Here is a 21548-nt window from a genome sequence, read left to right as displayed (position 1 = left end):
CGCGACGGGATTGAAGCGGCAAAGCCGTCATTGTCGTCGCTTTTTCTGCCCGCTAAGACGTGACGACGCGCAAAGGGAGGGGCGAGGCATGGCCGAGAAAACACGTATCACGCGGGACGAGGCGCTTGCCTATCACCTGGAGCCGACGCCGGGGAAGATCGAGGTCCTGGCATCGACCCCGATGACCACGCAGCGCGACCTGAGCCTTGCCTATTCGCCCGGTGTGGCCGTCCCCTGCGAGGTGATCGCGGAAAACCCTGAAACCGCCTATGATTACACGACCAAGGGCAACATGGTCGCGGTCATCTCGAACGGGACGGCGGTTCTGGGCCTTGGCAATCTCGGCGCGCTCGCTTCCAAACCGGTGATGGAGGGCAAGGCGGTGCTTTTCAAACGCTTCGCCGACGTCAACGCCATCGATATCGAGCTGGATACCGAGGACCCGGACGAGTTCATCAAGGCCGTGCAGCTGATGGGCCCGAGCTTCGGCGGTGTGAACCTCGAAGACATCAAGGCGCCGGAATGCTTCATCATCGAGCAGGCGTTGAAGGAGAAGATGGATATCCCCGTCTTCCACGACGACCAGCACGGCACGGCGGTCATCTGCGCCGCTGGCCTGATCAACGCGCTGCATCTGTCGGGCAAGAAGATCGAGGATTGCCGGATCGTCCTGAACGGGGCCGGGGCCGCCGGGATCGCCTGTATCGAGCTGCTGAAAGCCATGGGCGCGCGGCATGAAAACTGCATCGTCTGCGACACGAAGGGCGTGATCTACCAGGGCCGTACGGCCGGCATGAACCAGTGGAAATCGGCCCATGCCGTCGCCACCGACATGCGCACGCTGGAAGAGGCGATGGAAGGGGCCGACGTGTTCCTGGGCGTGTCGGTGAAGGGGGCGGTGACGCAGGACATGGTGAAATCCATGGCCGACAACCCGGTCATTTTCGCCATGGCGAACCCGGACCCCGAGATCACGCCGGAAGAGGCGCACGAGGTGCGTGTCGATGCCATCGTCGCCACCGGGCGGTCCGATTACCCGAACCAGGTGAACAACGTCCTCGGCTTCCCGTATCTGTTCCGTGGGGCGCTGGATATTCACGCCCGCGCCATCAATGACGAGATGAAGATCGCCTGTGCCGAAGCGCTCGCCGCTCTCGCGCGCGAGGACGTGCCGGACGAGGTGGCTATGGCCTATGGTCGCAAGCTGAGCTTCGGGCGCGACTACATCATCCCCACACCCTTCGATCCGCGCCTGATCTACACGGTGCCCCCCGCTGTTGCGCGGGCCGGGATGGACACGGGCGTATCGCGCCGCCCGATCGTGGATCTCGATGGATATGCCGACGGTCTGCGCGCGCGGATGGACCCGACAAGTTCGATCCTGCAGGGCATCTATGCCCGCGCCAAGAATGCCCAGGCCCGCATGATCTTTGCCGAGGGCGACGATGTCCGCGTCTTGCGCGCCGCTGTCGCCTATCAGCGCAACGGCTTGGGCAAGGCGCTGGTCGTCGGGCGCGAAGCCGATGTGAAGGAAAAGCTGGAAAGCGCCGGTCTGGGCGATGCCGTGCGCGAGTTGGAGGTCGTGAACGCCGCCAACACCCGCCATCTCGATAGCTACAAGTCGTTCCTGTACCAGCGGCTGCAGCGCAAGGGCTTCGACCATCACGATATTCACAAGCTGGCCGCACGGGACCGTCATGTGTTCTCGGCCCTGATGCTGGCCCATGGTCACGGCGACGCGCTGGTCACCGGGGCAACGCGGAAATCGGCGCATGTGCTGGAGCTGATCGGCAAGGTCTTCGATGCCGGCGCCGAGGATGGCGCGGTGGGCATCACCGTCCTGCTGCACAAGGGAAAGATCGTTCTGATCGGCGATACGCTGGTCAACGAATGGCCCGACAACGAGGACCTCGCCCTGATCGCCGAGCGTGGGGCGCATGTGGCGCGCGAGCTGGGGATCGAACCGCGCGTGGCCTTCGTCAGCTTCTCGACCTTCGGTCACCCGGTCAGCGAACGGGCCGACAAGATGCACCGCGCCCCGGCCGTTCTGGACCAGCGTGGCGTGGATTTCGAATATGATGGCGAAATGACCGTCGATGTGGCCCTGAACCCCAAGGTCATGGCGCAATACCCGTTCTGCCGCCTGTCCGGCCCCGCGAATGTGCTGGTCGTACCTGCCCGCCATTCGGCCAGCATCAGTGTGAAACTGATGCAGGAAATGGCGGGGGCCACGGTGATCGGCCCGATCCTGACCGGCTTGCAAAGCCCGATTCAGATCTGTGCGACCGTTTCCACGGCGAACGACATCCTGAACATGGCGGTGATGGCGGCCTGCGAGATCGGGCGAAACCGCTGATCGAGGGATCGGCCCGCCGCGTCAGTGCGGCGGGTTTCGCATTGCCTGCATCTCCTGCACGCGATCCGGCCAGGTCGACCGGATATAGGCCAGAACTTCCCAGATTTCCTCGTCGGTCAGCGTGCCCTCGAAGGCGGGCATCCCGCTTCGAAAATCCGTAATCCCGCGCTGGGCAAGCGCGCCCTGACCGCCAAGGCGCGTGTAGTCGAACAGCAAGACATTATCGTGGTGCCAGGTGTGCCCCGTTTCATCATGCGGAGGGGCGGGCAAAACGCCGTCCGGTCCGGGAAAACGCCAGTTCTCCTGCCCTTCGAGGTTCGCCCCGTGGCAGGACGCGCAGTGATCGGCATAAAGCGCCTGCCCATTCTCGACATCCCGGTCCAGCAACTCGTGCCCGGCATGGGCGGATAGGGCCGAAACACACAATGCGGCCACCAAGGCCGGCCGTGAAAACCTTGTCATGCGCATGTCACTCCTGCCTGTAGATATCATGGCACCCCGAGCATGTTTCCCCGATGCTCTGAAGCGCAGGGCGCACATCGCCGAGGGTTTCGATACCTCCGGCCAGTTCACCTGCGGCGATCTCCAGACGGTTGGCCCGGTTGACGAAATCATCGAAGTTCAGCCAGATCGTGTCCAAGGCTTCCGAGGCGGGGTCATCCTCGCGGTTCTGGAACAGCGGCACGATCTCGGAAGACTGGATCCGAAGGTCCTGCAAGGCCTGGTTTGCCTGGGCCCGGTCGAACGTGGTGGTTCCCCGCACCATGTTCACCAGCGTTTCAACGCTGTCTCCCATGTCGGTCATGTTGTTCATCCGGGCAAGGACAGCCGGGTTTTCTACGCCCTGATGCGCGACGGCGGCGGTTCCGATGGCGACGGCAACCGCAAGCGTCAAAGCACTTGAAAGCTTCATGAAACTTATCCCTGTTTGCGCGATCCAAGGTTAACTGGCGTCAGGGCGGCCATCCAGTCACGTTTTCTCAAGGTCGCTGGCAAGGAACCCATGAAAAAGGCCCCCGAAAACGGGGGCCTGTTCGCGGTCTAGTTGGGTCAGCTTGCCAAGTCGTCCCAGAATTTCTTGACCTTGTCGAAAAAGCCCGACGCGTTGGGGTTGTTCGACTGGGAAAAGCTCTCCTCGAACTGGCGCAGCAGGGCCTTCTGTTCGCTGGTCAGTTTGACGGGTGTCTCGACCGCCAGCTCGATATACATGTCGCCGCTGCCCGACCCGCGCAGGGCAGGCATGCCCTTGCTGCGCAGGCGCATCTGGCGGCCCGACTGGCTGCCCTCGGGCACTTTCACCCGGCTGCGGCCGCCGTCGATGGTGGGCACTTCGACCTCGCCCCCTAGCGCCGCCGCGACCATCGAGACCGGCACGCGGCAGAACAGGTCCATGCCATCGCGCTGGAACAGCGGATGATCTTCGACCTCGATAAAGATGTAGAGATCGCCGGCCGGCCCACCGCGCAACCCGGCCTCACCTTCACCCGACAGGCGGATGCGGGTGCCGGTTTCGACGCCGGCGGGGATGTTCACGCTGAGTGCGCGGTCTTTCTGCACGCGCCCAGCGCCACCGCAGGCCGAGCAGGGGTTCTTGACGATCTGGCCAGCACCCGAGCAGGTCGGGCAGGTGCGCTCGACGGTGAAGAAGCCCTGCTGCGCGCGGACCTTGCCCATCCCCGAACAGGTGGGACAGGTCACAGGCTCCGATCCGCCGTCCGATCCGGTTCCGCTACAGGAGGAACAGGGCACGGAGCTGGGCACGGTGATCTGCTTTTGCAGGCCCGAATAGGCCTCTTCGAGGCTGATCCGCAGGTTGTACCGCAGGTCGGAGCCACGCGTCGCCCGGCTGCGACGTCCGCCCCCGGGCCCCCGTTGGCCGCCCATGAAATCGCCGAACAGATCTTCGAACACGTCGGAAAAGGCGCTGGCGAAATCGCCCTGGCCTGGGCCGCCGCCATATCCCCCGGCGCGAGGACCACCCGCCATGCCGCCATCGAAGGCCGCGTGACCGAACCGGTCATAGGCCGCCTTCTTCTCGGGATCCTTCAGCACATCATAGGCCTCGTTCACTTCCTTGAACTGGGCCTCGGCATCGGGGTTGTCCGAGTTGCGGTCGGGGTGAAGCTCTTTCGCTTTCTTGCGATAGCCCTTCTTGATCTCGTCCGCGGACGCGCCGCGCTCGACCCCAAGAACCTCGTAGTAATCGCGCTTTGCCATGGGTTTTCCGTTCCTCCGGAAATGCAGGGGCCGACCCGGTTTCCCGGACCGGCCTCGGCACGGATCACGTTACGAGATCACGACCGCTTGCGATCGTCGTCGAGATCTTCGAAATCGGCGTCCACGATGTCGTCATCCACGGGGCGCGCTTCGTCTTCGTCCGATGCCTCGCCGGCCTCGGCCTCTTCCTGTTGCGCCTTGTAGATGGCTTCACCCAGCTTCATCGAGGCTTCGGTCACGTTCTGGATGCCGCCCTTGATCTTGCTGACTTCGCCGGTCTCAAGTTGTTCCTTGAGGTTCTTGATGGCCAGTTCGATCGCTTCGACCGTGGTCGGATCGACCTTTTCACCATGCTCCTCAAGCGATTTCTCGGTCGAGTGAATCAGGCTTTCGGCCTGGTTCGTGGTTTCGACCAGTTCCTTGCGCTCCTTGTCGGCCTCGGCGTTTTCCTCGGCCTCGCGCACCATGCGGTCGATATCCTCGTCCGACAGACCACCCGATGCCTGGATGGTGATCTTCTGCTCCTTGCCGGTGCCCTTGTCCTTGGCGCCGACCGACACGATGCCGTTGGCGTCGATGTCGAAGGTCACCTCGATCTGCGGCACGCCGCGCGGGGCGGGCGGGATGTTCTCGAGGTTGAACTGACCGAGCATCTTGTTGTCGGCCGCCATCTCGCGCTCACCCTGGAAGACGCGGATGGTCACGGCGTTCTGGTTGTCCTCGGCGGTCGAGAAGATCTGCGCCTTCTTGGTCGGGATCGTCGTGTTGCGGTCGATCAGGCGGGTGAAGACACCACCCAGCGTTTCGATACCCAGCGACAGCGGCGTCACGTCGAGCAGGACAACGTCCTTCACGTCACCTTGCAGAACACCGGCCTGGATGGCGGCGCCCAGGGCCACGACCTCGTCAGGGTTCACACCCTTGTGCGGCTCTTTCCCGAAGAAGTTGGTCACTTCCTCCACCACCTTGGGCATGCGGGTCATGCCGCCGACCAGAACCACCTCGTCAATCTCGCCTTTCGACAGACCGGCATCTTTCAGAGCGGCCTGGCAGGGCTTGAGCGACTGCTTGATCAGGTCGCCAACGAGGCTTTCCAGCTTGGCGCGGGTCAGCTTCATGACCATGTGCAGCGGCTGACCGTTGGACCCCATCGAGATGAAGGGCTGGTTGATCTCGGTCTGGCTGGAGCTGGACAGTTCGATCTTGGCCTTTTCCGCCGCCTCTTTCAGGCGCTGCAGGGCCATCTTGTCCTGGGTCAGGTCGACTGAATGCTCTTTCTTGAACTCTTGCGCCAGGTAATTGACGATCCGCATGTCGAAGTCTTCGCCGCCAAGGAACGTGTCCCCGTTGGTCGACTTCACCTCGAACAGGCCGTCGTCGATTTCCAGAATGGTGATGTCGAAGGTGCCGCCGCCAAGGTCATAAACCGCGATCGTCTTGCTGTCCTTCTTGTCGAGACCGTAGGCCAGTGCGGCCGCCGTCGGCTCGTTGATGATGCGCAGCACTTCCAGACCGGCGATCTTGCCGGCGTCCTTGGTGGCCTGGCGCTGGGCGTCGTTGAAATAGGCGGGAACCGTGATGACGGCTTGCGTCACATCCTCGCCAAGATAGCTTTCGGCGGTTTCCTTCATCTTGCCGAGGATCTGCGCCGAGATCTGCGAGGGGCTGTATTTCTCGCCATTCACCTCGACCCAGGCGTCGCCGTTGCCACCATCGACGATCTTGTAGGGGACAAGACCCTTGTCCTTCTCGACCTCGGCGTCGCCAAGACGGCGGCCGATCAGGCGCTTGACGGCGAAGATGGTGTTTTCGGGGTTCGTCACCGCCTGGCGTTTGGCCGGCTGGCCGACGAGGCGTTCATCGTCGGTGTAGGCGACGATCGAGGGCGTCGTGCGCGCCCCTTCGGAGTTTTCGATGACCTTGGGCTGGCTACCATCCATGATAGCGACACAGGAGTTGGTGGTGCCGAGGTCGATACCGATCACTTTGGCCATGGTTGTCTGGTCCCTTTCTTCAAGCGAACGGGCGGGGCGGGTCCGATCGCGGCCCCCGAGCCGCCACTTCTGACGTGGAATGTTGCCGACCCGATTGCACGCCGAGCCGGTTTCGGTCGCTATATAAGTAGGGGTCCATACCCCTGCAAGCGTTGCACGTTATGTGAAAGACGAGATTCATACATGAGCGAGATCGATCTGAACGGCGTGAGGGTTCTGCCCGGCTTGCTGAACCGGGCGGACCAGGTCGCACTGGTCGAGGATCTGCGACGCGTGGTGCAGGCGGCGCCGCTGTTTCATCCTGTCACGGCCCGGGGCAAGCAAATGTCGGTGCGGATGACCTCGGCCGGCGACTATGGCTGGGTTTCGGACCGCCGCGGCTACCGCTACGAGCGCCAGCATCCGCAGGGGATGGCGTGGCCGCCGATCCCGTCCATCGCCCTGCGGGTCTGGCGGGAGGTATCCGGGGTGGATCGCCCGCCGCAGTGCTGCCTTGTCAATTTCTACGATGAGGCCGCGCGTATGGGGCTGCACCAGGACCGGGACGAGGCCGATTTCGACATGCCGGTGGTCTCGATCTCTCTCGGGGATGAGGCCTTGTTCCGGGTCGGCCAGACCACGCGCGGCGGGCCGACGAAATCGATCTGGCTCCGCTCGGGCGACGTGGCTGTTCTGTCCGGGGCGTCGCGGCTGGCCTATCACGGCATCGATCGGGTCAAGCCGGGCAGTTCCACCCTCTTGCCGCAAGGTGGCCGGATCAACCTGACGCTTCGGGTGGTGGATTAACGCTTGGCGTCCCAGCTGACCGAGGCATGCTTGCGCGTGTAGAAATCGCCCAAGGTGCCCAAGAGGATCAGCACCAAGGTCGCGTAAAGCGGGTACTGCCAATTGGTGTAATGCGGGAAATAATTCACGAAGGTGAAGCCGCGGGCCTGGTCGATGATGTGAAACAGCGGGTTCCAGTCGAACATGCTGACCATGAAGCTGGGCATCATGTTGGCGACGAACATCTTGCCCGAGGCGATCATGTTGGCGCGGACATAGATCAGCTGGAGGATGGCGACGACATCCGGGGCCCAGGGTTTCAGCGCCAGCAGGATCAAGCCCACCGCGCAGCCGGATCCCCAGGCCAGCAAGAACATCATGAACGCGCCCGCCCAGTCATGCAGTTCGATCGGTGACACCAGGGTGTGCAGGCAGAAAAGGATCACCAAAAGGCTGATCGTCTTGACGTATAGCGTGGACAGCGCCGCGGAGAGGATCGAGACGAGCGTGTTCATCGGCGCGTGCTGCATCATGGACGAGGTCGGCCCATCGGTGCGCATGATCGCCGTCACCGCCTGGATGTGGGAGAGATACAGGAAAATCCCCGTCAGCAGGTAGAGCATGAAATCCCCGCGGATCGCCATCGTGCGGGTCCCGAGGAGGTTGAACATGAAATAGAACGCAGCGACGAACAAAAGGCTTTGCATGATGCTCAGCCCGATCGCGACCATCGCGTTGCCATGGGTCTGGCGCACGCGACGGACCGAGGCGTGATAGGTCACCCCGAGGAAATTGAAGAAAAGCGCCCAGGTGGACGTCGGTTTCGTGGTCTGGAACATTCCGCTCGGCCTCGAACTGGTTTGGGTCGCGTCTTGACGTCTCAATTGGGCGATTATGTGACCCGGTCGCAGAGCTTCTCTTGCCGTTTCGTGTTTCGGAAACGATAAACCGGGGCAGATTTAGGATCAATCAGACGCAAGGGGCTGGCGCTTTGGACAATGAAGAATTGATGAAAGTGTTGCGGCGCGCCGCGATTGAGGGTGGCCGCAAGATCATGGAGATCTACGAGGCCGATGATTTCGACGTCCGCGCCAAATCGGACGATAGCCCGGTCACCGCCGCCGACGAAGCAGCCGATGCGATCATTTCCGAACATCTGCGCGCCGCCTTTCCCGATATCGCCCTCGTCACCGAAGAGCAGGCCGACAGCCACGACCAGACCGCCGACCGGTTCCTGATCGTCGATCCGCTGGACGGCACCAAGGAATTCATCCAGCGCCGTGGCGATTTCACCGTCAATATCGCGCTGGTCGAAAACGGCACCCCTGTTTTCGGCGTGGTCTATGCCCCTGCGAAGGAGCGGCTGTTCTACACGCGTCCGGATGGTCAAAGCGTCGAGGAAACCGGCGATTTCGATCTGGAAACCCCCGGACCCACCACCGAGATCCACGTGTCGCAGCCCGAAAATGGCGCGCTGCGGGTCGTTGCGTCGAAGTCCCACCGCGATGCCGCGACGGATGCCTATATCGGCAAATACGCCTGCGCCGACATGAAAAGCGCGGGTTCGTCTCTGAAATTCTGCCTCGTCGCCACCGGGGAGGCTGATCTTTACCCCCGGCTTGGCCGCACGATGGAATGGGACACCGCCGCCGGGGACGCGGTGTTGCGCGGGGCCGGTGGCCAGATGGTCCGCTTCGACGATCACGCCCCCTTCACCTATGGCAAGGACGGGTTCGCCAACGTGTTCTTCATCGCCTACGCCCCGGGCGTCGATCTGAAACCGGCATGAGCGTCGTTTGTGTCATCCCGGCGCGCTTTGCCTCGACGCGCTATCCCGGAAAACCCCTGGCCGAGTTGCGCGGCGCGACAGGCGAGGCGCGCAGCCTGATCGAAAGAAGCTGGCGTGCCGCCTGCGAGGTCGATCAGTTCGACGCGATATATGTCGCCACCGACGATGATCGTATCGCCGAGGCCGCAAAGGCGTTTGGCGCGGATGTTCTGATGACCTTGGACACGTGCCGAAACGGAACGGAACGCTGCGCCGAGGCGCTGGGCCTTCTGGGCGACGGCGTCGAGATGGTGGTCAACCTTCAGGGTGACGCGCCCCTTACCCCGCCCTGGTTTCTCGTGGCGCTCATCGAAGGGTTGCGGTCCGACAGCCAGGCGGCGCTGGCCACGCCGATCCTGCGCTGCGACGGAGAGACCTTGGCCGCGCTGAAGGCGGATCGCGCGGCAGGGCGCGTCGGGGGAACGACGGCGGTGTGCGACAGCGAAAAGCATGCGCTCTACTTCTCGAAAGAGGTCATTCCCTATACCGCGCAAGACTATGCGCCCGACGCCGAAACGCCTGTGTTCCACCATGTCGGGGTCTATGCCTACCGCCCCTGGGCGCTGCATGCCTATCCCGACTGGTCGGTAGGGCCTTTGGAAACGCTGGAAGGCCTGGAGCAGCTTCGCTTCCTCGAAGCCGGTCACAAGGTCCGCTGCGTCGAGGTCGAAGCCCGCGGGCGCAAGTTCTGGGAACTCAACAACCCCGAGGATATCCCCCGCATCGAATCGATGCTGTCGGAGATGGGGCTGCCGTGATGGCCGCACCCCGGCTCAGCGTGGTGGTGGTCAGCCATGGTCGCCCCGCCGCGCTGTGCCGGTGCTTGCTGGGATTGCATCAGCAGGACGCGGGCGATGTCGAGGTCGTCGTCGTGGCCGATCCCGACGGGTTATCTGCCATCTCCAGACTGCCCTTTCATGCGCAGTTGAAGACCGCCCTGCAGCAAGGCGAAAACATTTCGACCGCCCGCAACGATGGTGTTGCGCTTGCCGCGGGCGACGTGGTGGCCTTTGTCGATGACGATGCCGTGCCTGCCCCGACATGGGCCACGCGGGTCAAGGCGGCCTTTGCCGAACAGCCCATGATCGACGCGATGACCGGCCCCGTGATCGGCCGCAACGGGATCAGCCTGCAATGGGGCGAAATCGGTGCCGACCGGACAGGCCGTGATCGCGATGTGTCGGACGCCGACGGGGTCGTGCGCAAGCTGCATGGCACGAACATGGCGATGCGCCGGTCCGTGTTCGACCAGATCGGCGGGTTCGATCCGGCCTTCGCCTTCTTTCTCGACGACACGGACTTTGCCGTTCGCATGGCCGAGGCTGGCCTGCAATCGGCCTGGACTGCGGACATGATCGTGCATCACGGCTTTGCCGCCAGCGCGCGCCGCAGCGAAGATCGCGTTCCGCTGACCTTGCATGATATCGGCGCCTCGACCGCCGTGTTCCTGCGCAAGCATGCGGGCGAAGATGAAATTGAGGCTCAGATTGACCAGCTTGTTACGGATCAGCGCCGGCGTCTTTTGCTGCTTGCCCGGCGACGAAAGATCGATGCGCGTGCGATGCGGGAGTTGATGGAGAGCCTTCATGCCGGTCTCGAAGACGGGCGTCAAAGGCGCACCGCGCATCCGCAGGTTACTCCGGTCAATCTGCCGTTTCAGCCTTTGCGCGACACGCCGGCCGCAGGCTGGTCGATCCTGTCGGGCTGGCGGCACCAGGCATCGCGCCTGAGGCGGGAAGCGGCGGGTCTGGTGGCCAGCGGTCAGAGAGTGAGCCTGTTCCTGTTCGAGCCGACCCCCCGCAAACACAAGGTCACTTTCACCGAAGGCGGATGGTGGGAACAGACGGGCGGTTTGTTCGGCCCATCGGACCGGGATGACCCGCGTGTGCAAGCCTGGCGGTTTCAAACGCGGCTGGACACAGAATTGGCCCGCATCCGCACCGAAAGAGGCCATGATTGACTGATTTCATTGTTTCGAACTTAGCAACGATTCAGTAACGTTATTCATGTAGAGAGTGCTCAAGCGCCGAACGGCGGTGATCCATAAGGGGCTATTATGAAACGGAAAGTTACAAAGGCAATCTTCCCCGTGGCCGGTTTGGGTACGCGATTCTTGCCAGCGACCAAGTCGATTCCGAAAGAGATCATGACCTTGGTCGACCGCCCCTTGATCCAATATGCCATTGACGAGGCGCGCGCCGCCGGGATCAAGGAATTCATCTTTGTCACCAGCCGCGGGAAAAGCGCACTCGAAGACTATTTCGATCAGGCGCCTGAACTGGAAAGCGCTCTTCGAAAAAAGGGTAAGGATGACCTCCTCTCTGCGCTGAAGACGACCAACATGGAATCCGGCGCGATCGCTTACATCCGGCAGCACAAGGCACTGGGCCTCGGCCATGCCGTTTGGTGCGCGCGGCGCCTTTTGTCGAACGAACCCTTCGCGGTGATCCTGCCCGATGACGTGATCGCGGCGGAAACGCCCTGTCTTCAGCAGATGGTCGAAGCCTATGAAGAGCTTGGCGGCAACATGGTCGCCGCGATGGAAGTGCCCGACGACAAGACGCACGCCTACGGTATCCTCGATGTGAAAGAGGATATGGGCAGCGTGGTGTCGGTGAACGCGATGGTCGAAAAGCCCGAGCCTGGCACCGCCCCCTCGAACCTCGCGGTGATCGGGCGGTACATCCTGCGCCCGGACGTGATGGGCCATCTGAACCGGATCAAGACCGGCGCCGGCGGAGAGATCCAGTTGACCGACGCCATCGCGCGCGAGATCGAAGACGGCGACAATGTCTATGGTTTCCGCTTCCGCGGGCAGCGGTTCGATTGCGGATCGAAGGCCGGTTTCCTGCAGGCGACGGTTGCCTTTGGCTTGGCGCGCGAAGACTTGCGCGATGAATTCTCCGAGTATCTGACCGACGTGATCTCGGCCCGGACAGCCGCACAGTGACAGCCCTGTCCGGTGGACCGGGCGAGATCTGGTTGGACGTGACGCGCCTGCTGACGCGGGTGGGACGCGGTGCCTTGACCGGCATCGATCGCGTCGAGATGGCGTATCTCGACCATCTTCTGGCATCGGATGGCGCATGTCGTTTCTTTTGCCGCACGACGCGGGGCTACCTTCTGCTTGGCCGTGAGGGTGGTCGGGCGCTTGCTCATCTGGCCACGGGACAAAAGCCACTGGACCAGGCCGATACGTGGTCCCGGATCACCGGGCGGGGCGCACGCCCGCGTCACCGGGCCGAGGCCAGCTTGCGCCCCTTCGCGGTCGACCGTTGCCCGCATTGGGGCTTGCCCCGAATGCTTGGCAGGCAGCTCAAGGGCGAAACAGTGTACCTGAATACCGGCCACGCGAACCTGATGGAACAGACCCTACTGCCGTTGAAATCCGCGGGCGTAGGCGTTGCCGTGCTGATCCATGACATCATTCCGCTGTCGCATGCGCAGCTGGTGCCGACCGGGCAGGCCGAAACCTTTTCGCGCAAACTGTCGGCCGCGCGGACCTATAGCGACCTCGTGATCTGCAATTCACGCGATACCGCAAACCGGCTTTCCGCGCTTTGGGATGACGGCACGGACCACCCCGCGATCGAGGTGGCTCATCTGGGCGTGACGCCGTTCCATCCCTCTGCTGGGCAAGACCGCGACCCCGCGCGGTTCGTGATGATCGGCACGCTCGATCCCCGCAAGAACCACACGGTCATCCTCGACGCGTGGAACTTGCTGGCCGATAGCGACGGCCCGGCAGAGCTGCCGCATCTCCACATCATCGGCGCCCCGGGCTGGCGCGGCGCAGAGATCGAGGCCGCGATCCGGGCCCACCCGCTATTCGGCAGCCATATCCATCTGCACGGCCCCCTGCCGGATGCGCAACTGTCGTGGCATCTCTCTCGGTCCAGTGCGCTGCTTTACCCCTCGCTGGCTGAGGGGTTTGGCCTGCCGCCGTTCGAAGCCCTCGCGCATGGGGCGTTGCCGATCTGCGCCGATCTTCCGGTCTTGCACGAAGTCCTTGGCGCGCAAGCCGTTTACCTGCCCCCGAACGATGCCTATTCTTGGGCGGAAACGATTAAACAACGAATAGCAGGCATATTGGCAGGGCCGGACGGGTCCTATGCCGAACTGCCCCGATGGCAGGATCATTTCGAAACAGTCTCCGGGCTTTTGCAGCGGCACGGAGGGATTGAGCGGGAAGGAAAGGGATGAAGGCGGCAAGACGCTATGCCTTGCGCCTTGAGCGCCGAAAATACCTCGTCCGTGCCTGGCGGAAGAGCCGTTCCCTGTTGCCTGTCGCCGACCGCACCGACGCCATCCGCCCGAAAGACATCCTGTGTTTCTGCACGCTGAGAAACGAACGGGTGCGGCTGAAATATTTCCTGTCCTATTACCGTGACCGGGGCGTCTCGCATTTCTTCTTCGTCGACAATGACAGCGATGATGGCACGCGGGAATACCTGGCTCAGCAGCCCGATTGTTCGGTCTGGACCACGGATGCCAGCTACAAGCGGGCCCGCTTCGGGATGGACTGGATCAACCGCCTGCTGCGGCTTTACGGGCATGGGCATTGGTGCCTGACCGTCGATCCGGATGAATTCCTGGTCTACCCGTTCTCGGATACCCGGCCGATCCCCGCGCTGACCGATTGGCTGGGCGCGTCCTCGATCAAGAGCTTCGGGACGATGCTTCTGGATATGTATCCCAAGGGCGCGATCACGGCGCAGCCCTATGCCGAGGGGCAGAACCCGTTCGAGATTGCCTGTTGGTTCGACTCCGGCAACTACACGATCGAGCGGAACTGGACTTACGGAAACCTCTGGATTCAAGGCGGCCCGCGCGCCCGTGCCTTCTTCAAGGATCTGCCCGCCCGCGCGCCCGCGCTCAACAAGATCCCGCTAGTGAAGTGGCATCGGTCCTACGCCTATGCCAGTTCGACCCACATGCTTTTGCCGCGCGGGCTGAACCTCGTGTACGACGAATGGGGCGGGGAGAAGACCTCGGGCGTGCTGCTCCATGCCAAGTTCCTTGATATCTTCACCGAGAAAGCCGCCGAGGAGTTGGAGCGGCGCCAGCACTACGCCGCCAGTGCCGAGTATCGCGCCTATCATGACGGGTTGAACGAGAACCCCGATTTCTGGACGCGCTGGTCCGAGAAATACATCAACTGGCGCCAGCTCGAGATCCTTGGCCTCATGTCGAAGGGCAACTGGGCATGAGCACGCTGGGGTTCGTCATGCTCTGCCACACGGCGCTGCACCGGGCGGCGCAAGTGGCCCGCCATTGGGCCGAGCGCGACTGCCCCGTTGTCATCCACGTCGATAAATCCGTCGGGCGCGAGCGCTACGATGAATTCCGCAAGGACCTGGCCGACCTGGAGAATGTCCGATTTTGCAAGCGCCATCGCTGCGAATGGGGCACCTGGTCCCTGGTCGAGGCGAGCCAGACCGCCAGCGAGATGATACTGAGGGAGTTTCCGGGCGTCCGGCATGTCTACCTCGCCTCGGGATCGTGCCTGCCGCTGCGCCCCGTCGACGATCTGCGCGCCTACCTGTCGGCGCGGCCCAACACCGATTTCATCGAAAGCGTCACCATTCGAGACGTCGATTGGACGGTCGGCGGCCTGAACGAAGAGCGGTTCCAGTTCCGCTTTCCCTTCTCGTGGAAACGCAACCGGCACTTTTTCGACCGTTATGTCGAGTTGCAGCGCAAGGTCGGGTTCCGCCGCCGCATCCCCGAGGGGATCGTGCCCCATCTGGGCAGCCAGTGGTGGTGCCTGACCCGCCAGACCCTGTCCGCGATCCTCGAAGACCCGCGGCGCAGAGAGTTGGAGCGGTATTTCAAGCTCGTCTGGATTCCCGACGAAAGCTACTACCAGACGCTGGCCCGCAATTACGCGCGCAATATCGAAAGCCGGTCCCTGACGCTGTCCAAGTTCGACTTTCAGGGCAAGCCGCATGTCTTCTACGACGATCACCTGCACCTGCTGCGCCGGTCGGACTGTTTCATCGCGCGCAAGATCTGGCCCAAGGCGACCCGTCTTTACGCCACCTTCCTGAGCGCCGATCACACGGGCGAACGCATGGCCGAACCCGCACCGGGCAAGATCGACCGGGTGTTTTCCAAGGCGCTGGAGCGGCGCACGCGGGGTCGCTCCGGCCTTTACATGCACAGCCGCTTTCCCAACGAGGGCTGGGAAAACGGGCGCACCGCCGCGCCCTATTCGATGTTTCACGGGTTCAATGACCTGTTCGATGATTTCGAAGGCTGGCTGTCGCGGCGTCTGGGCACGACGGTTCACGGCAACCTCTTCGCGCCGCAAAAGGCGCGGTTCGCAGGCGGCGGCGATGTCTATGCCGGCTGCCTGTCAGCCGATCCGAAACTACGCGATTACAACCCCGAAGCGTTCCTGAAAAACCTGATCTGGAACACGCGGGGCGAGCGGCAGGTCTTCATGTTCGGCCCGCAGGACACGCAGCAGCACGGCGCCTTCATGGCCAACGATGCCAACGCGCAGATCTCGGTGATTACGGGGGCCTGGGCGGTGCGGCTGTTCTCGGCCAATCGCAACTTCGCCGATATCCGGGCCGAGGCCGCGCGGCTGCAGCGGCGCGAGGCGAAATTCATCGAAACCCTGCGCGAACGCGGCGCGCGGGCCGACATCCGGATCTGGACGCTGGCCGAGTTCATCGAGGATCCGATGGAAAACCTGCAAGGCATCCTCGACGCGATGGAGGGGGCGCCCCTTCAACGGCTGACCGAGGCGCCGCGCATGCGCGATCTGCGCGGGTTCCCGCAGTTCCTGCAAAGTCTCAAGAACCAGGGAATGAACCCCTTCGTCGTCGGGGATTTCCCGCAAGAGGGCTATGGCCCGCCCATGCAAACCGGCGATGGCAGCCGGCCCTACCTGGTGCAGTAAGCGATGACCCGACCCTTCGATGCCTTCGTTCTTTTCGCGGAAATGCGGACCGGGTCGAATTACCTCGAAGATTCGCTGAACGCGTTTCCCGATATCACCTGTTATGGCGAGGTCTATAACCCCACCTTCCTCGGGCATCACAACCGGTTCGAGCTGTTCGGCTACGACATGGAGCGGCGCGAGAAAGACCCCCTTGGCCTTCTGAACCGCATGATCGAGGCCACGGACGGGATCGCCGGTTTTCGCCTGTTTCACGATCATGATGACCGGGTGGTCGAAGCCGTTCTGCCCAACCCGCGGATCGCCAAGGTCATCCTGACGCGCAATCCCTTGGAAAGCTATGTCAGCCGCAAGATCGCCAGCGAAACCGGCCAGTGGCGTCTGACCGACATGAAGAACGCGAAGACGGCCAAGATCCGCTTCGACGCGGGCGAGTTTGACGATCTGCTCGATGCGCTCATCCCGTTTCAGGACAGGCTGCGGCACGGGTTACAGGTCTCCGGCCAGACGGCGTTTCATATCCGCTATGAAGATATCAATGATCCCGAGATCCTGAACGGGTTGGCGCGTTACCTCGGCTCGGCGGCGGAGGTCGAGAAGACCTCTCAGAAGCTGAAGAAGCAAAACCCCAGCGATCTGCGCGACAAGGTCGAGAATTACGACGAGATGGTCGCCGAGCTTCAGAACCTCGACCGGTTCGGCCTTGACCGCGCGCCTGATTACGAACCGCCCCGGCAGGCGGGCGTGCCGGGCTTCGTCGCGCACCCCGACGCGGGGCTTTTGTTCATGCCGATCAAGGGCGCACCCGAGACTGCCGTCCTCGACTGGATGGGAAAGATCGGCGGCGTGGGGCGGGACAACCTGCTGCGCAAGATGAGCCAGAAGGACCTGCGCGCGTGGATGAAGGCGCATCCGGGCTATCGCAGTTTCACGGTCCTGCGCCACCCGGTGCTTCGGGCGCATGTCGTGTTCAACCGGTTCATCCTGCCGAATGACCGCCCGATCTATGCCGACCCGCGCAAGATCCTGCGCCAGCATTACAACCTGCCCATTCCCAACCAGGCCCCGGATGACAGCTGGACGGCTGAACACCAGAAAGAGGCGTTTGCGGTATTCCTTGGATTCCTCAAGGGCAACCTCGCGGGCCAGACCAGCATTCGCGTGGACAACGCTTGGGCCAGCCAGACCGGCCTGTTGCAGGGCATGAGCACCGTTGCCCTGCCGCAGGCCACGGTGCACGAGGATGACATGGCGACGATGCTTCCCATGCTGGCGCGTGCCGCAGGTGTGCAGGATGTTCCCGATGTCGGGGCCGAGGCGTTGCCCGGTCCGGTCGCGCTGGATGCGATCTATGACGGCAAGATCGAGAAAGCGGTGATCGAGGTCTATCGCCGCGATTACCTGAACTTCGGATTTCCGCGCTGGAATCGGCGTTGAGCGATCAGGCGGCCTGGCTTGCCTGTGCGTCGGTCAGCAGCGTGTGCAGCGTGGCAGGGTCGGAATTGGCCCGCAGCTTGGCACACAGGGCCGCGTCCCGCAGCGTGCGCGAGACAAGCGCCAGCGCCTTGAGGTGATCGACGCCCGTATCGCTGGGCGCGAACAGCGCGAAGATCAGGTCGACCGGCTGCTTGTCCGCCGAATCGAAATCGATCGGACGCTCCAGTTTCAGGAACGCACCCTGAACCTCGGTCAGGTCATGAAGGCGCGCATGGGGCAGGGCCACGCCATGGCCAACGCCGGTCGGGCCGAGGCTCTCACGCTCTTGCAGCGCGTCGAAGATGGACGACGATTTCAGCCCGATCAGACCTTCGGCAAGGTCTGCGATGCTTTGCAGCAAGCGTTTCTTGCTCGACACGTCGCTCACGACTTTCACCGCGTGCGGCTTGAGCAGTTGCGAAAGGTCCATGCCTGTATCCCTTTGCAGCAACCGCCCCGGACCGTTTCACGGTGGGGGCGGCGCAAAAACTTCGGTGGGTCTCAGAGGCTGGGGTCGATCCAGCCTACGTTGCCGTCGTCGCGGCGATAGACGACGTTCACCTTGTCATGTTTCTCGTTGCGGAACACCAACAGCGGCGCACCGGCAATTTCCATCTGCATCACGGCTTCGCCGACCGACAGAGACGGGATCTTGGTTTCCATCTCGGCCACGATGATCGGCTGCAGCGTTTCCGGTTCGGCATCTTCGTCATGCGCTTCGGACGAGGCGAGGATATACGTGGGCGCCTGCATGACATCAATGGGCTGGGTCCGCTCGCGGTGATGGTCCTTCAGGCGACGCTTGTAACGGCGTAACTGTTTTTCCATCTTGTCCGCCGTCTTCTCGAAAGCGGCGTAGATTTCATGCGCAAGGCCCTTGGCCGAGGCGGTCAGGCCGGTCGAAAGGTGAACCGTCGCTTCGCAGACGAATTCAGCGCCGGATTTCGAAAAGATCACCGTCGCGTCCGTGGGCCGCTCGGCGTATTTCTCGACCACAGCATTCAGGCTGTCCTTCACATGGGTCTGCAAGGCATCGCCGATGTCGATTTGCTTACCGCTGATTTGATAACGCATGATGTCTCCCGATTTAGTGGCGCAGGAATGGACTCAGCCGGGGACGACTGCAACCCTGCGCAAGGTGTTTTTGACTTGTCCGGGGTTCTTTCCTGCACGTCTTCGGTGCGCAATGCGGCGCGAAGTCCAGCGTTCGGAAAGGGATGAAGCGAGCGCGGTCATCGCTGATATTTGGCCGTGAGTCTGGGGTCCGTGTCAATCCAAAGCAGAACGCGGGCGGCTCTTTTCACCCGATGCTGAAGGTCTCGCCAAGGTAGACGCGGCGAACGGTTTCGTCGCGCACGACCTCGTCGGCGGTGCCCGACATGATGATGGCGCCGTCATGCAGGATGTAGGCGCGATCCACGATCTCCAGCGTCTCGCGCACGTTGTGATCCGTGATCAGAACCCCGATCCCGCGTGTCTTGAGCTCTCCGACCAGATGGCGGATGTCGCCGACCGCAATCGGATCGACCCCGGCAAAGGGTTCATCCAGCAGAACGAAGCGCGGGTTCGAGGCAAGGCAACGCGCGATCTCGGCTCGGCGCCGCTCCCCGCCCGAGAGCGACAGGGCAGGCGCGCGGCGCAGATGCTCGATGGAGAACTCGGTCAGCAGCTCTTCCAACCGCTCCTTGCGGCGGGCGCGCTTCTTCTCGACGATTTCGAGAATGGCCATGATGTTGTCTTCGACGGAGAGGCCGCGAAAGATCGACATTTCCTGTGGCAGGTAGCCGATCCCGGCGCGGGCCCGACGATACATCGGAAACAGCGTCACATCCTGCCCGTCGATGGTGACCGTCCCGCCGTCGGGTGTGATCAGGCCCGCGATGCAGTAAAACGACGTGGTCTTGCCCGATCCGTTCGGGCCCAGAAGTGCCACGACCTCGCCCCGGTTCAGCTCCAGCGAGACATCGCGGATCACGAGGCGGCGCTTGTAGCTTTTGCGCAGGCGATCGACGCGCAGGCCGGTCGCCCCACCGTCAGTGACGGAAAGGTGCAGCCGCTCGCTCATTCCGATCCGCCGGTATCCAGGACCGTGCGCACGCGTCCATCGACTGATCCGTTCCCGGTGCGCATGTTCACGACCATTCGGTCCCCGGCCACCGCTGTTGTGCCCTGGGTGACCAGGACATTGCCGCGCATCGTCAGCATGGCGGTTTCGACATCGTAGCGCGCTTCGCTGCCTTCGGCGGCGTCTGCCCCCCGCGTCACCAGCACGCCGCCGGTGGCCACGACCTCACGCACCTCGTTGCGTCCGGTCTGGTCGGAATAGAGGATGCGTACCTGCCCTGCGGCCATCCGCAGATCACCCTGCACCACCAGGACATTGCCCGAGAACACGGCCTCTCCGGTCGTCTGGTCCAGCGTCAGCCCATCGGCCGTCACCTCGACCGGCTGGTCGGGATCATAGGCCACCCCGCCAAAACCGACCTCCACCTGGGCGAGTGTCGTCCCCGGCAGCCCGGCCGCAAGGCACAGGCCCAAAAACCCACAGATCAATAGCTTGCGCATTTCGCGCTCCTTAATTCTCCGGCTGATATAGCAGCCGGACACCGCCGGTGAAACTGACAACCGCACCTTCCGACGGTCCGGTCACCTCCATTGCACCTGCGGTCAGGGTAATCCCAGGTCCGGTGATTTCGACATCCGTGTCCGTGCTCAGGCCAGTCTGGGCCAGCAGGACATGGATTTCCTCGGTCACCAAGCGGTACCCAAGCTCGGTCGTGGCCGTGACGCCGCCGAACAGGTCGGCCACCTGCCCGGCAAGGTCGATATACCCGCTGGCCGCGTCCAGCGTCAGCACATCGCCATCGGGCAGCGCCATGCGGCCCGAGACGTTCTCGGTCGCGATGGCCTCGGTGCGGGTGCGGTCGGCGTCGAAACTAGGCGTCGCGGCATCGGCCACCAGCGTCAGTTCGCGCCCATCTTCGAGAACACCCGCAAAGCGCGGCTGGGTCAGGCGCTGTTCCCGGGCGAGTTCTTCGACATCGACCTCGGCGTAAGGAATCGCTTGCTCGGGGTCGGGCGGGTTCGAGAACAGGAACAGCGTCGACAACAGCGCCAGCGCAGCCAGCGGCAGGGTCAGTTTCAGACCCATCACCACCGTGCTGTAGCGACTGCCGCTTGCCATGCTGCGTGATCTTTCAGTGCGCGAAAATGTCGATCTCGGGCCAGCCTGCGAGGTCCAGCTTGGCGCGCGTCGGCAGGAACTCGAAACAGGCCTGCGCGATCTCCATCCGGTCCTCGCGGTCCAGTCGCTTGTTCAGGGCCTCGCGCAGACGATGCAGGTAAAGCACGTCCGAGGCGGCGTAAGCCTTTTGCGCCTCGGTCAGTTCGGCTGCACCCCAGTCCGAGGTCTGCTGCTGTTTCGAGATATCGATATCCAACAGCTCTTGAAGCAGGTTTTTCAGCCCGTGACGGTCGGTATAGGTGCGGATCAGCTTGGACGCGATCTTGGTGCAGTAGACCGGGGCGGCCAGCGCACCGAAGGCGTTGTACATCGCCGCGATGTCGAAGCGCCCGAAATGGAACAGTTTCAGCACATCCGGATCGGTCAGCATCCGGCAGAGATTCGGCGCTTCGGTCTGGCCCTTGTCGATCTGGACCAGGTGCGCGTTCCCATCGCCCGAAGACATCTGCACAAGGCACAGCCGGTCGCGTTGCGGGATCAGGCCCATCGTTTCGCAATCGATGGCCACGACCGGGCCAAGGTCCAACCCGTCGGGAAGATCGTTTCGGTAAAGATGGATGGTCACGCCCTATCCCTTTCCTGCGTGGCTGGCCCGTGATGCGGACCCCGGAAGGGGATGGTGCCCAGGAGAGGACTCGAACCTCCACGTCCATACGGACACTAGCACCTGAAGCTAGCGCGTCTACCAATTCCGCCACCTGGGCCGGTGTCGTGGAAGCGGCTGATATAGCGGCTCCGGGGGCGTGTCAACAAGCCTT

21 protein-coding genes and 1 tRNA gene are annotated in these 21548 nt (G+C 62.9%); 10 read left to right on the top strand and 12 right to left on the bottom strand.

Translation table 11 applies throughout. The features are described 5' to 3' along the window. Positions 1-88: 88 nt before the first annotated feature. Positions 89-2356, top strand: a complete 2268-nt coding sequence (locus KUV65_RS09280; RefSeq protein WP_222189903.1) for an NADP-dependent malic enzyme — start codon at positions 89-91, stop codon at positions 2354-2356. 21 nt (positions 2357-2377) lie between these two features. On the opposite strand, the gene KUV65_RS09275 is transcribed toward KUV65_RS09280, so the two are convergent. From KUV65_RS09275 to dnaK, 4 genes are all read right to left on the bottom strand, one after another. After that, positions 2378-2818: a c-type cytochrome gene (locus tag KUV65_RS09275; protein WP_261331724.1), complete on the bottom strand. Its 441-nt coding sequence runs from the start codon at positions 2816-2818 to the stop codon at positions 2378-2380. Positions 2819-2825: 7 nt separating this feature from the next. Further along, positions 2826-3269: a c-type cytochrome gene (locus tag KUV65_RS09270; protein ID WP_222189889.1), complete on the bottom strand. Its 444-nt coding sequence runs from the start codon at positions 3267-3269 to the stop codon at positions 2826-2828. A 137-nt stretch (positions 3270-3406) separates the two neighbouring features. Continuing rightward, positions 3407-4573, bottom strand: coding sequence for a molecular chaperone DnaJ (dnaJ, locus tag KUV65_RS09265; protein WP_222189887.1), 1167 nt, complete (start codon positions 4571-4573; stop codon positions 3407-3409). 77 nt (positions 4574-4650) lie between these two features. Next, positions 4651-6567: a molecular chaperone DnaK gene (gene dnaK / locus KUV65_RS09260; protein ID WP_222189885.1), complete on the bottom strand. Its 1917-nt coding sequence runs from the start codon at positions 6565-6567 to the stop codon at positions 4651-4653. A gap of 183 nt (positions 6568-6750) precedes the next feature. Between dnaK and KUV65_RS09255 the strand changes: the two genes are divergently transcribed. Further along, positions 6751-7353 carry an alpha-ketoglutarate-dependent dioxygenase AlkB family protein gene (locus KUV65_RS09255; RefSeq protein WP_222189882.1) on the top strand — a complete coding sequence of 201 codons (603 nt, stop codon included), beginning with the start codon at positions 6751-6753 and terminating at the stop codon, positions 7351-7353. Here the strand turns inward: KUV65_RS09255 and KUV65_RS09250 are convergent. Continuing rightward, positions 7350-8171, bottom strand: coding sequence for an ABC transporter permease (locus KUV65_RS09250; protein ID WP_222189881.1), 822 nt, complete (start codon positions 8169-8171; stop codon positions 7350-7352). The two genes, KUV65_RS09255 and KUV65_RS09250, sit on opposite strands and share 4 nt — an antisense overlap. 152 nt (positions 8172-8323) lie before the next feature. Here KUV65_RS09250 and cysQ point away from each other — a divergent pair, with 152 nt between their 5' ends. The 8 genes from cysQ to KUV65_RS09210 all read left to right on the top strand — a co-directional run bounded on the left by cysQ (position 8324) and on the right by KUV65_RS09210 (position 17507). Further along, positions 8324-9121 (top strand): 3'(2'),5'-bisphosphate nucleotidase CysQ, encoded by a 798-nt coding sequence (gene cysQ, locus KUV65_RS09245; protein WP_261331723.1) that lies wholly within the window; start codon positions 8324-8326, stop codon positions 9119-9121. Further along, positions 9118-9918: a 3-deoxy-manno-octulosonate cytidylyltransferase gene (locus KUV65_RS09240; protein WP_222189876.1), complete on the top strand. Its 801-nt coding sequence runs from the start codon at positions 9118-9120 to the stop codon at positions 9916-9918. Before cysQ ends, KUV65_RS09240 begins: the two co-directional genes overlap by 4 nt. Next, positions 9918-11120, top strand: a complete 1203-nt coding sequence (locus tag KUV65_RS09235) for a glycosyltransferase family 2 protein (RefSeq protein ID WP_222189874.1) — start codon at positions 9918-9920, stop codon at positions 11118-11120. Before KUV65_RS09240 ends, KUV65_RS09235 begins: the two co-directional genes overlap by 1 nt. A 96-nt stretch (positions 11121-11216) precedes the next feature. Next, the gene (gene galU / locus KUV65_RS09230) at positions 11217-12110 is read left to right on the top strand and encodes a UTP--glucose-1-phosphate uridylyltransferase GalU (RefSeq protein ID WP_222189872.1); all 894 of its coding nucleotides are present in this window, start codon (positions 11217-11219) and stop codon (positions 12108-12110) included. Next, a complete protein-coding gene (locus KUV65_RS09225; RefSeq protein ID WP_222189870.1) occupies positions 12107-13363 on the top strand; it encodes a glycosyltransferase family 4 protein in 1257 nt (418 codons plus the stop codon). The genes galU and KUV65_RS09225 overlap by 4 nt, the downstream gene beginning before the upstream one ends. Next, a complete protein-coding gene (locus KUV65_RS09220; protein ID WP_222189868.1) occupies positions 13360-14370 on the top strand; it encodes a glycosyltransferase family 2 protein in 1011 nt (336 codons plus the stop codon). Before KUV65_RS09225 ends, KUV65_RS09220 begins: the two co-directional genes overlap by 4 nt. Further along, positions 14367-16070, top strand: a complete 1704-nt coding sequence (locus KUV65_RS09215) for a beta-1,6-N-acetylglucosaminyltransferase (protein ID WP_222189866.1) — start codon at positions 14367-14369, stop codon at positions 16068-16070. The genes KUV65_RS09220 and KUV65_RS09215 overlap by 4 nt, the downstream gene beginning before the upstream one ends. A 3-nt stretch (positions 16071-16073) precedes the next feature. Then, complete coding sequence (locus KUV65_RS09210) at positions 16074-17507, top strand: hypothetical protein (protein WP_222189864.1); 1434 nt, start codon at positions 16074-16076, stop codon at positions 17505-17507. Between the two features lie 4 nt (positions 17508-17511). On the opposite strand, the gene KUV65_RS09205 is transcribed toward KUV65_RS09210, so the two are convergent. The 7 genes from KUV65_RS09205 to KUV65_RS09175 all read right to left on the bottom strand — a co-directional run bounded on the left by KUV65_RS09205 (position 17512) and on the right by KUV65_RS09175 (position 21494). After that, entirely contained in the window at positions 17512-17976 is a 465-nt protein-coding gene (locus tag KUV65_RS09205) for a PTS sugar transporter subunit IIA (protein ID WP_222189862.1), read from the bottom strand. A 71-nt stretch (positions 17977-18047) separates the two neighbouring features. Next, positions 18048-18620 carry a ribosome hibernation-promoting factor, HPF/YfiA family gene (gene hpf / locus KUV65_RS09200; protein ID WP_222189860.1) on the bottom strand — a complete coding sequence of 191 codons (573 nt, stop codon included), beginning with the start codon at positions 18618-18620 and terminating at the stop codon, positions 18048-18050. 226 nt (positions 18621-18846) lie between these two features. Then, positions 18847-19611 (bottom strand): LPS export ABC transporter ATP-binding protein, encoded by a 765-nt coding sequence (gene lptB, locus KUV65_RS09195; protein WP_222189858.1) that lies wholly within the window; start codon positions 19609-19611, stop codon positions 18847-18849. Continuing rightward, positions 19608-20111, bottom strand: coding sequence for an LptA/OstA family protein (locus KUV65_RS09190; protein ID WP_222189856.1), 504 nt, complete (start codon positions 20109-20111; stop codon positions 19608-19610). Before KUV65_RS09190 ends, lptB begins: the two co-directional genes overlap by 4 nt. Before the next feature lie 10 nt (positions 20112-20121). Beyond that, on the bottom strand, positions 20122-20730 hold the full coding sequence (gene lptC / locus KUV65_RS09185; protein WP_222189854.1) for an LPS export ABC transporter periplasmic protein LptC: 609 nt from the start codon (positions 20728-20730) through the stop codon (positions 20122-20124). Positions 20731-20743: 13 nt separating this feature from the next. Then, positions 20744-21355 carry a ribonuclease D gene (locus KUV65_RS09180; RefSeq protein ID WP_222189852.1) on the bottom strand — a complete coding sequence of 204 codons (612 nt, stop codon included), beginning with the start codon at positions 21353-21355 and terminating at the stop codon, positions 20744-20746. A gap of 52 nt (positions 21356-21407) precedes the next feature. Further along, a tRNA-Leu gene (locus KUV65_RS09175) sits at positions 21408-21494 on the bottom strand. Positions 21495-21548 lie beyond the last annotated feature (54 nt).

Origin of the sequence: Maritalea mobilis, assembly GCF_019800885.1 — a bacterium.
Taxonomy (GTDB): Bacteria; Pseudomonadota; Alphaproteobacteria; order Rhodobacterales; family Rhodobacteraceae; genus Roseibacterium; species Roseibacterium beibuensis.
The sequence above is the reverse complement of the archived record's forward strand: the minus strand, read 5'-3'. Positions and strand labels throughout refer to the sequence as shown.

What these genes read in the sequence shown, in the direction of transcription:
- lptC (WP_222189854.1), bottom strand. Translation starts at nt 20,730, where the DNA reads ATGGCAAGCGGCAGTCGCTACAGCACGGTGGTGATGGGTCTGAAACTG.
- KUV65_RS09275 (WP_261331724.1), bottom strand. Translation starts at nt 2,818, where the DNA reads ATGACAAGGTTTTCACGGCCGGCCTTGGTGGCCGCATTGTGTGTTTCG.
- dnaK (WP_222189885.1), bottom strand. Translation starts at nt 6,567, where the DNA reads ATGGCCAAAGTGATCGGTATCGACCTCGGCACCACCAACTCCTGTGTC.
- KUV65_RS09210 (WP_222189864.1), top strand. Translation starts at nt 16,074, where the DNA reads ATGACCCGACCCTTCGATGCCTTCGTTCTTTTCGCGGAAATGCGGACC.
- KUV65_RS09280 (WP_222189903.1), top strand. Translation starts at nt 89, where the DNA reads ATGGCCGAGAAAACACGTATCACGCGGGACGAGGCGCTTGCCTATCAC.
- dnaJ (WP_222189887.1), bottom strand. Translation starts at nt 4,573, where the DNA reads ATGGCAAAGCGCGATTACTACGAGGTTCTTGGGGTCGAGCGCGGCGCG.
- hpf (WP_222189860.1), bottom strand. Translation starts at nt 18,620, where the DNA reads ATGCGTTATCAAATCAGCGGTAAGCAAATCGACATCGGCGATGCCTTG.
- KUV65_RS09240 (WP_222189876.1), top strand. Translation starts at nt 9,118, where the DNA reads ATGAGCGTCGTTTGTGTCATCCCGGCGCGCTTTGCCTCGACGCGCTAT.
- lptB (WP_222189858.1), bottom strand. Translation starts at nt 19,611, where the DNA reads ATGAGCGAGCGGCTGCACCTTTCCGTCACTGACGGTGGGGCGACCGGC.
- KUV65_RS09235 (WP_222189874.1), top strand. Translation starts at nt 9,918, where the DNA reads ATGGCCGCACCCCGGCTCAGCGTGGTGGTGGTCAGCCATGGTCGCCCC.
- galU (WP_222189872.1), top strand. Translation starts at nt 11,217, where the DNA reads ATGAAACGGAAAGTTACAAAGGCAATCTTCCCCGTGGCCGGTTTGGGT.
- KUV65_RS09255 (WP_222189882.1), top strand. Translation starts at nt 6,751, where the DNA reads ATGAGCGAGATCGATCTGAACGGCGTGAGGGTTCTGCCCGGCTTGCTG.
- KUV65_RS09250 (WP_222189881.1), bottom strand. Translation starts at nt 8,171, where the DNA reads ATGTTCCAGACCACGAAACCGACGTCCACCTGGGCGCTTTTCTTCAAT.
- KUV65_RS09215 (WP_222189866.1), top strand. Translation starts at nt 14,367, where the DNA reads ATGAGCACGCTGGGGTTCGTCATGCTCTGCCACACGGCGCTGCACCGG.
- KUV65_RS09270 (WP_222189889.1), bottom strand. Translation starts at nt 3,269, where the DNA reads ATGAAGCTTTCAAGTGCTTTGACGCTTGCGGTTGCCGTCGCCATCGGA.
- KUV65_RS09190 (WP_222189856.1), bottom strand. Translation starts at nt 20,111, where the DNA reads ATGCGCAAGCTATTGATCTGTGGGTTTTTGGGCCTGTGCCTTGCGGCC.
- KUV65_RS09205 (WP_222189862.1), bottom strand. Translation starts at nt 17,976, where the DNA reads ATGGACCTTTCGCAACTGCTCAAGCCGCACGCGGTGAAAGTCGTGAGC.
- KUV65_RS09220 (WP_222189868.1), top strand. Translation starts at nt 13,360, where the DNA reads ATGAAGGCGGCAAGACGCTATGCCTTGCGCCTTGAGCGCCGAAAATAC.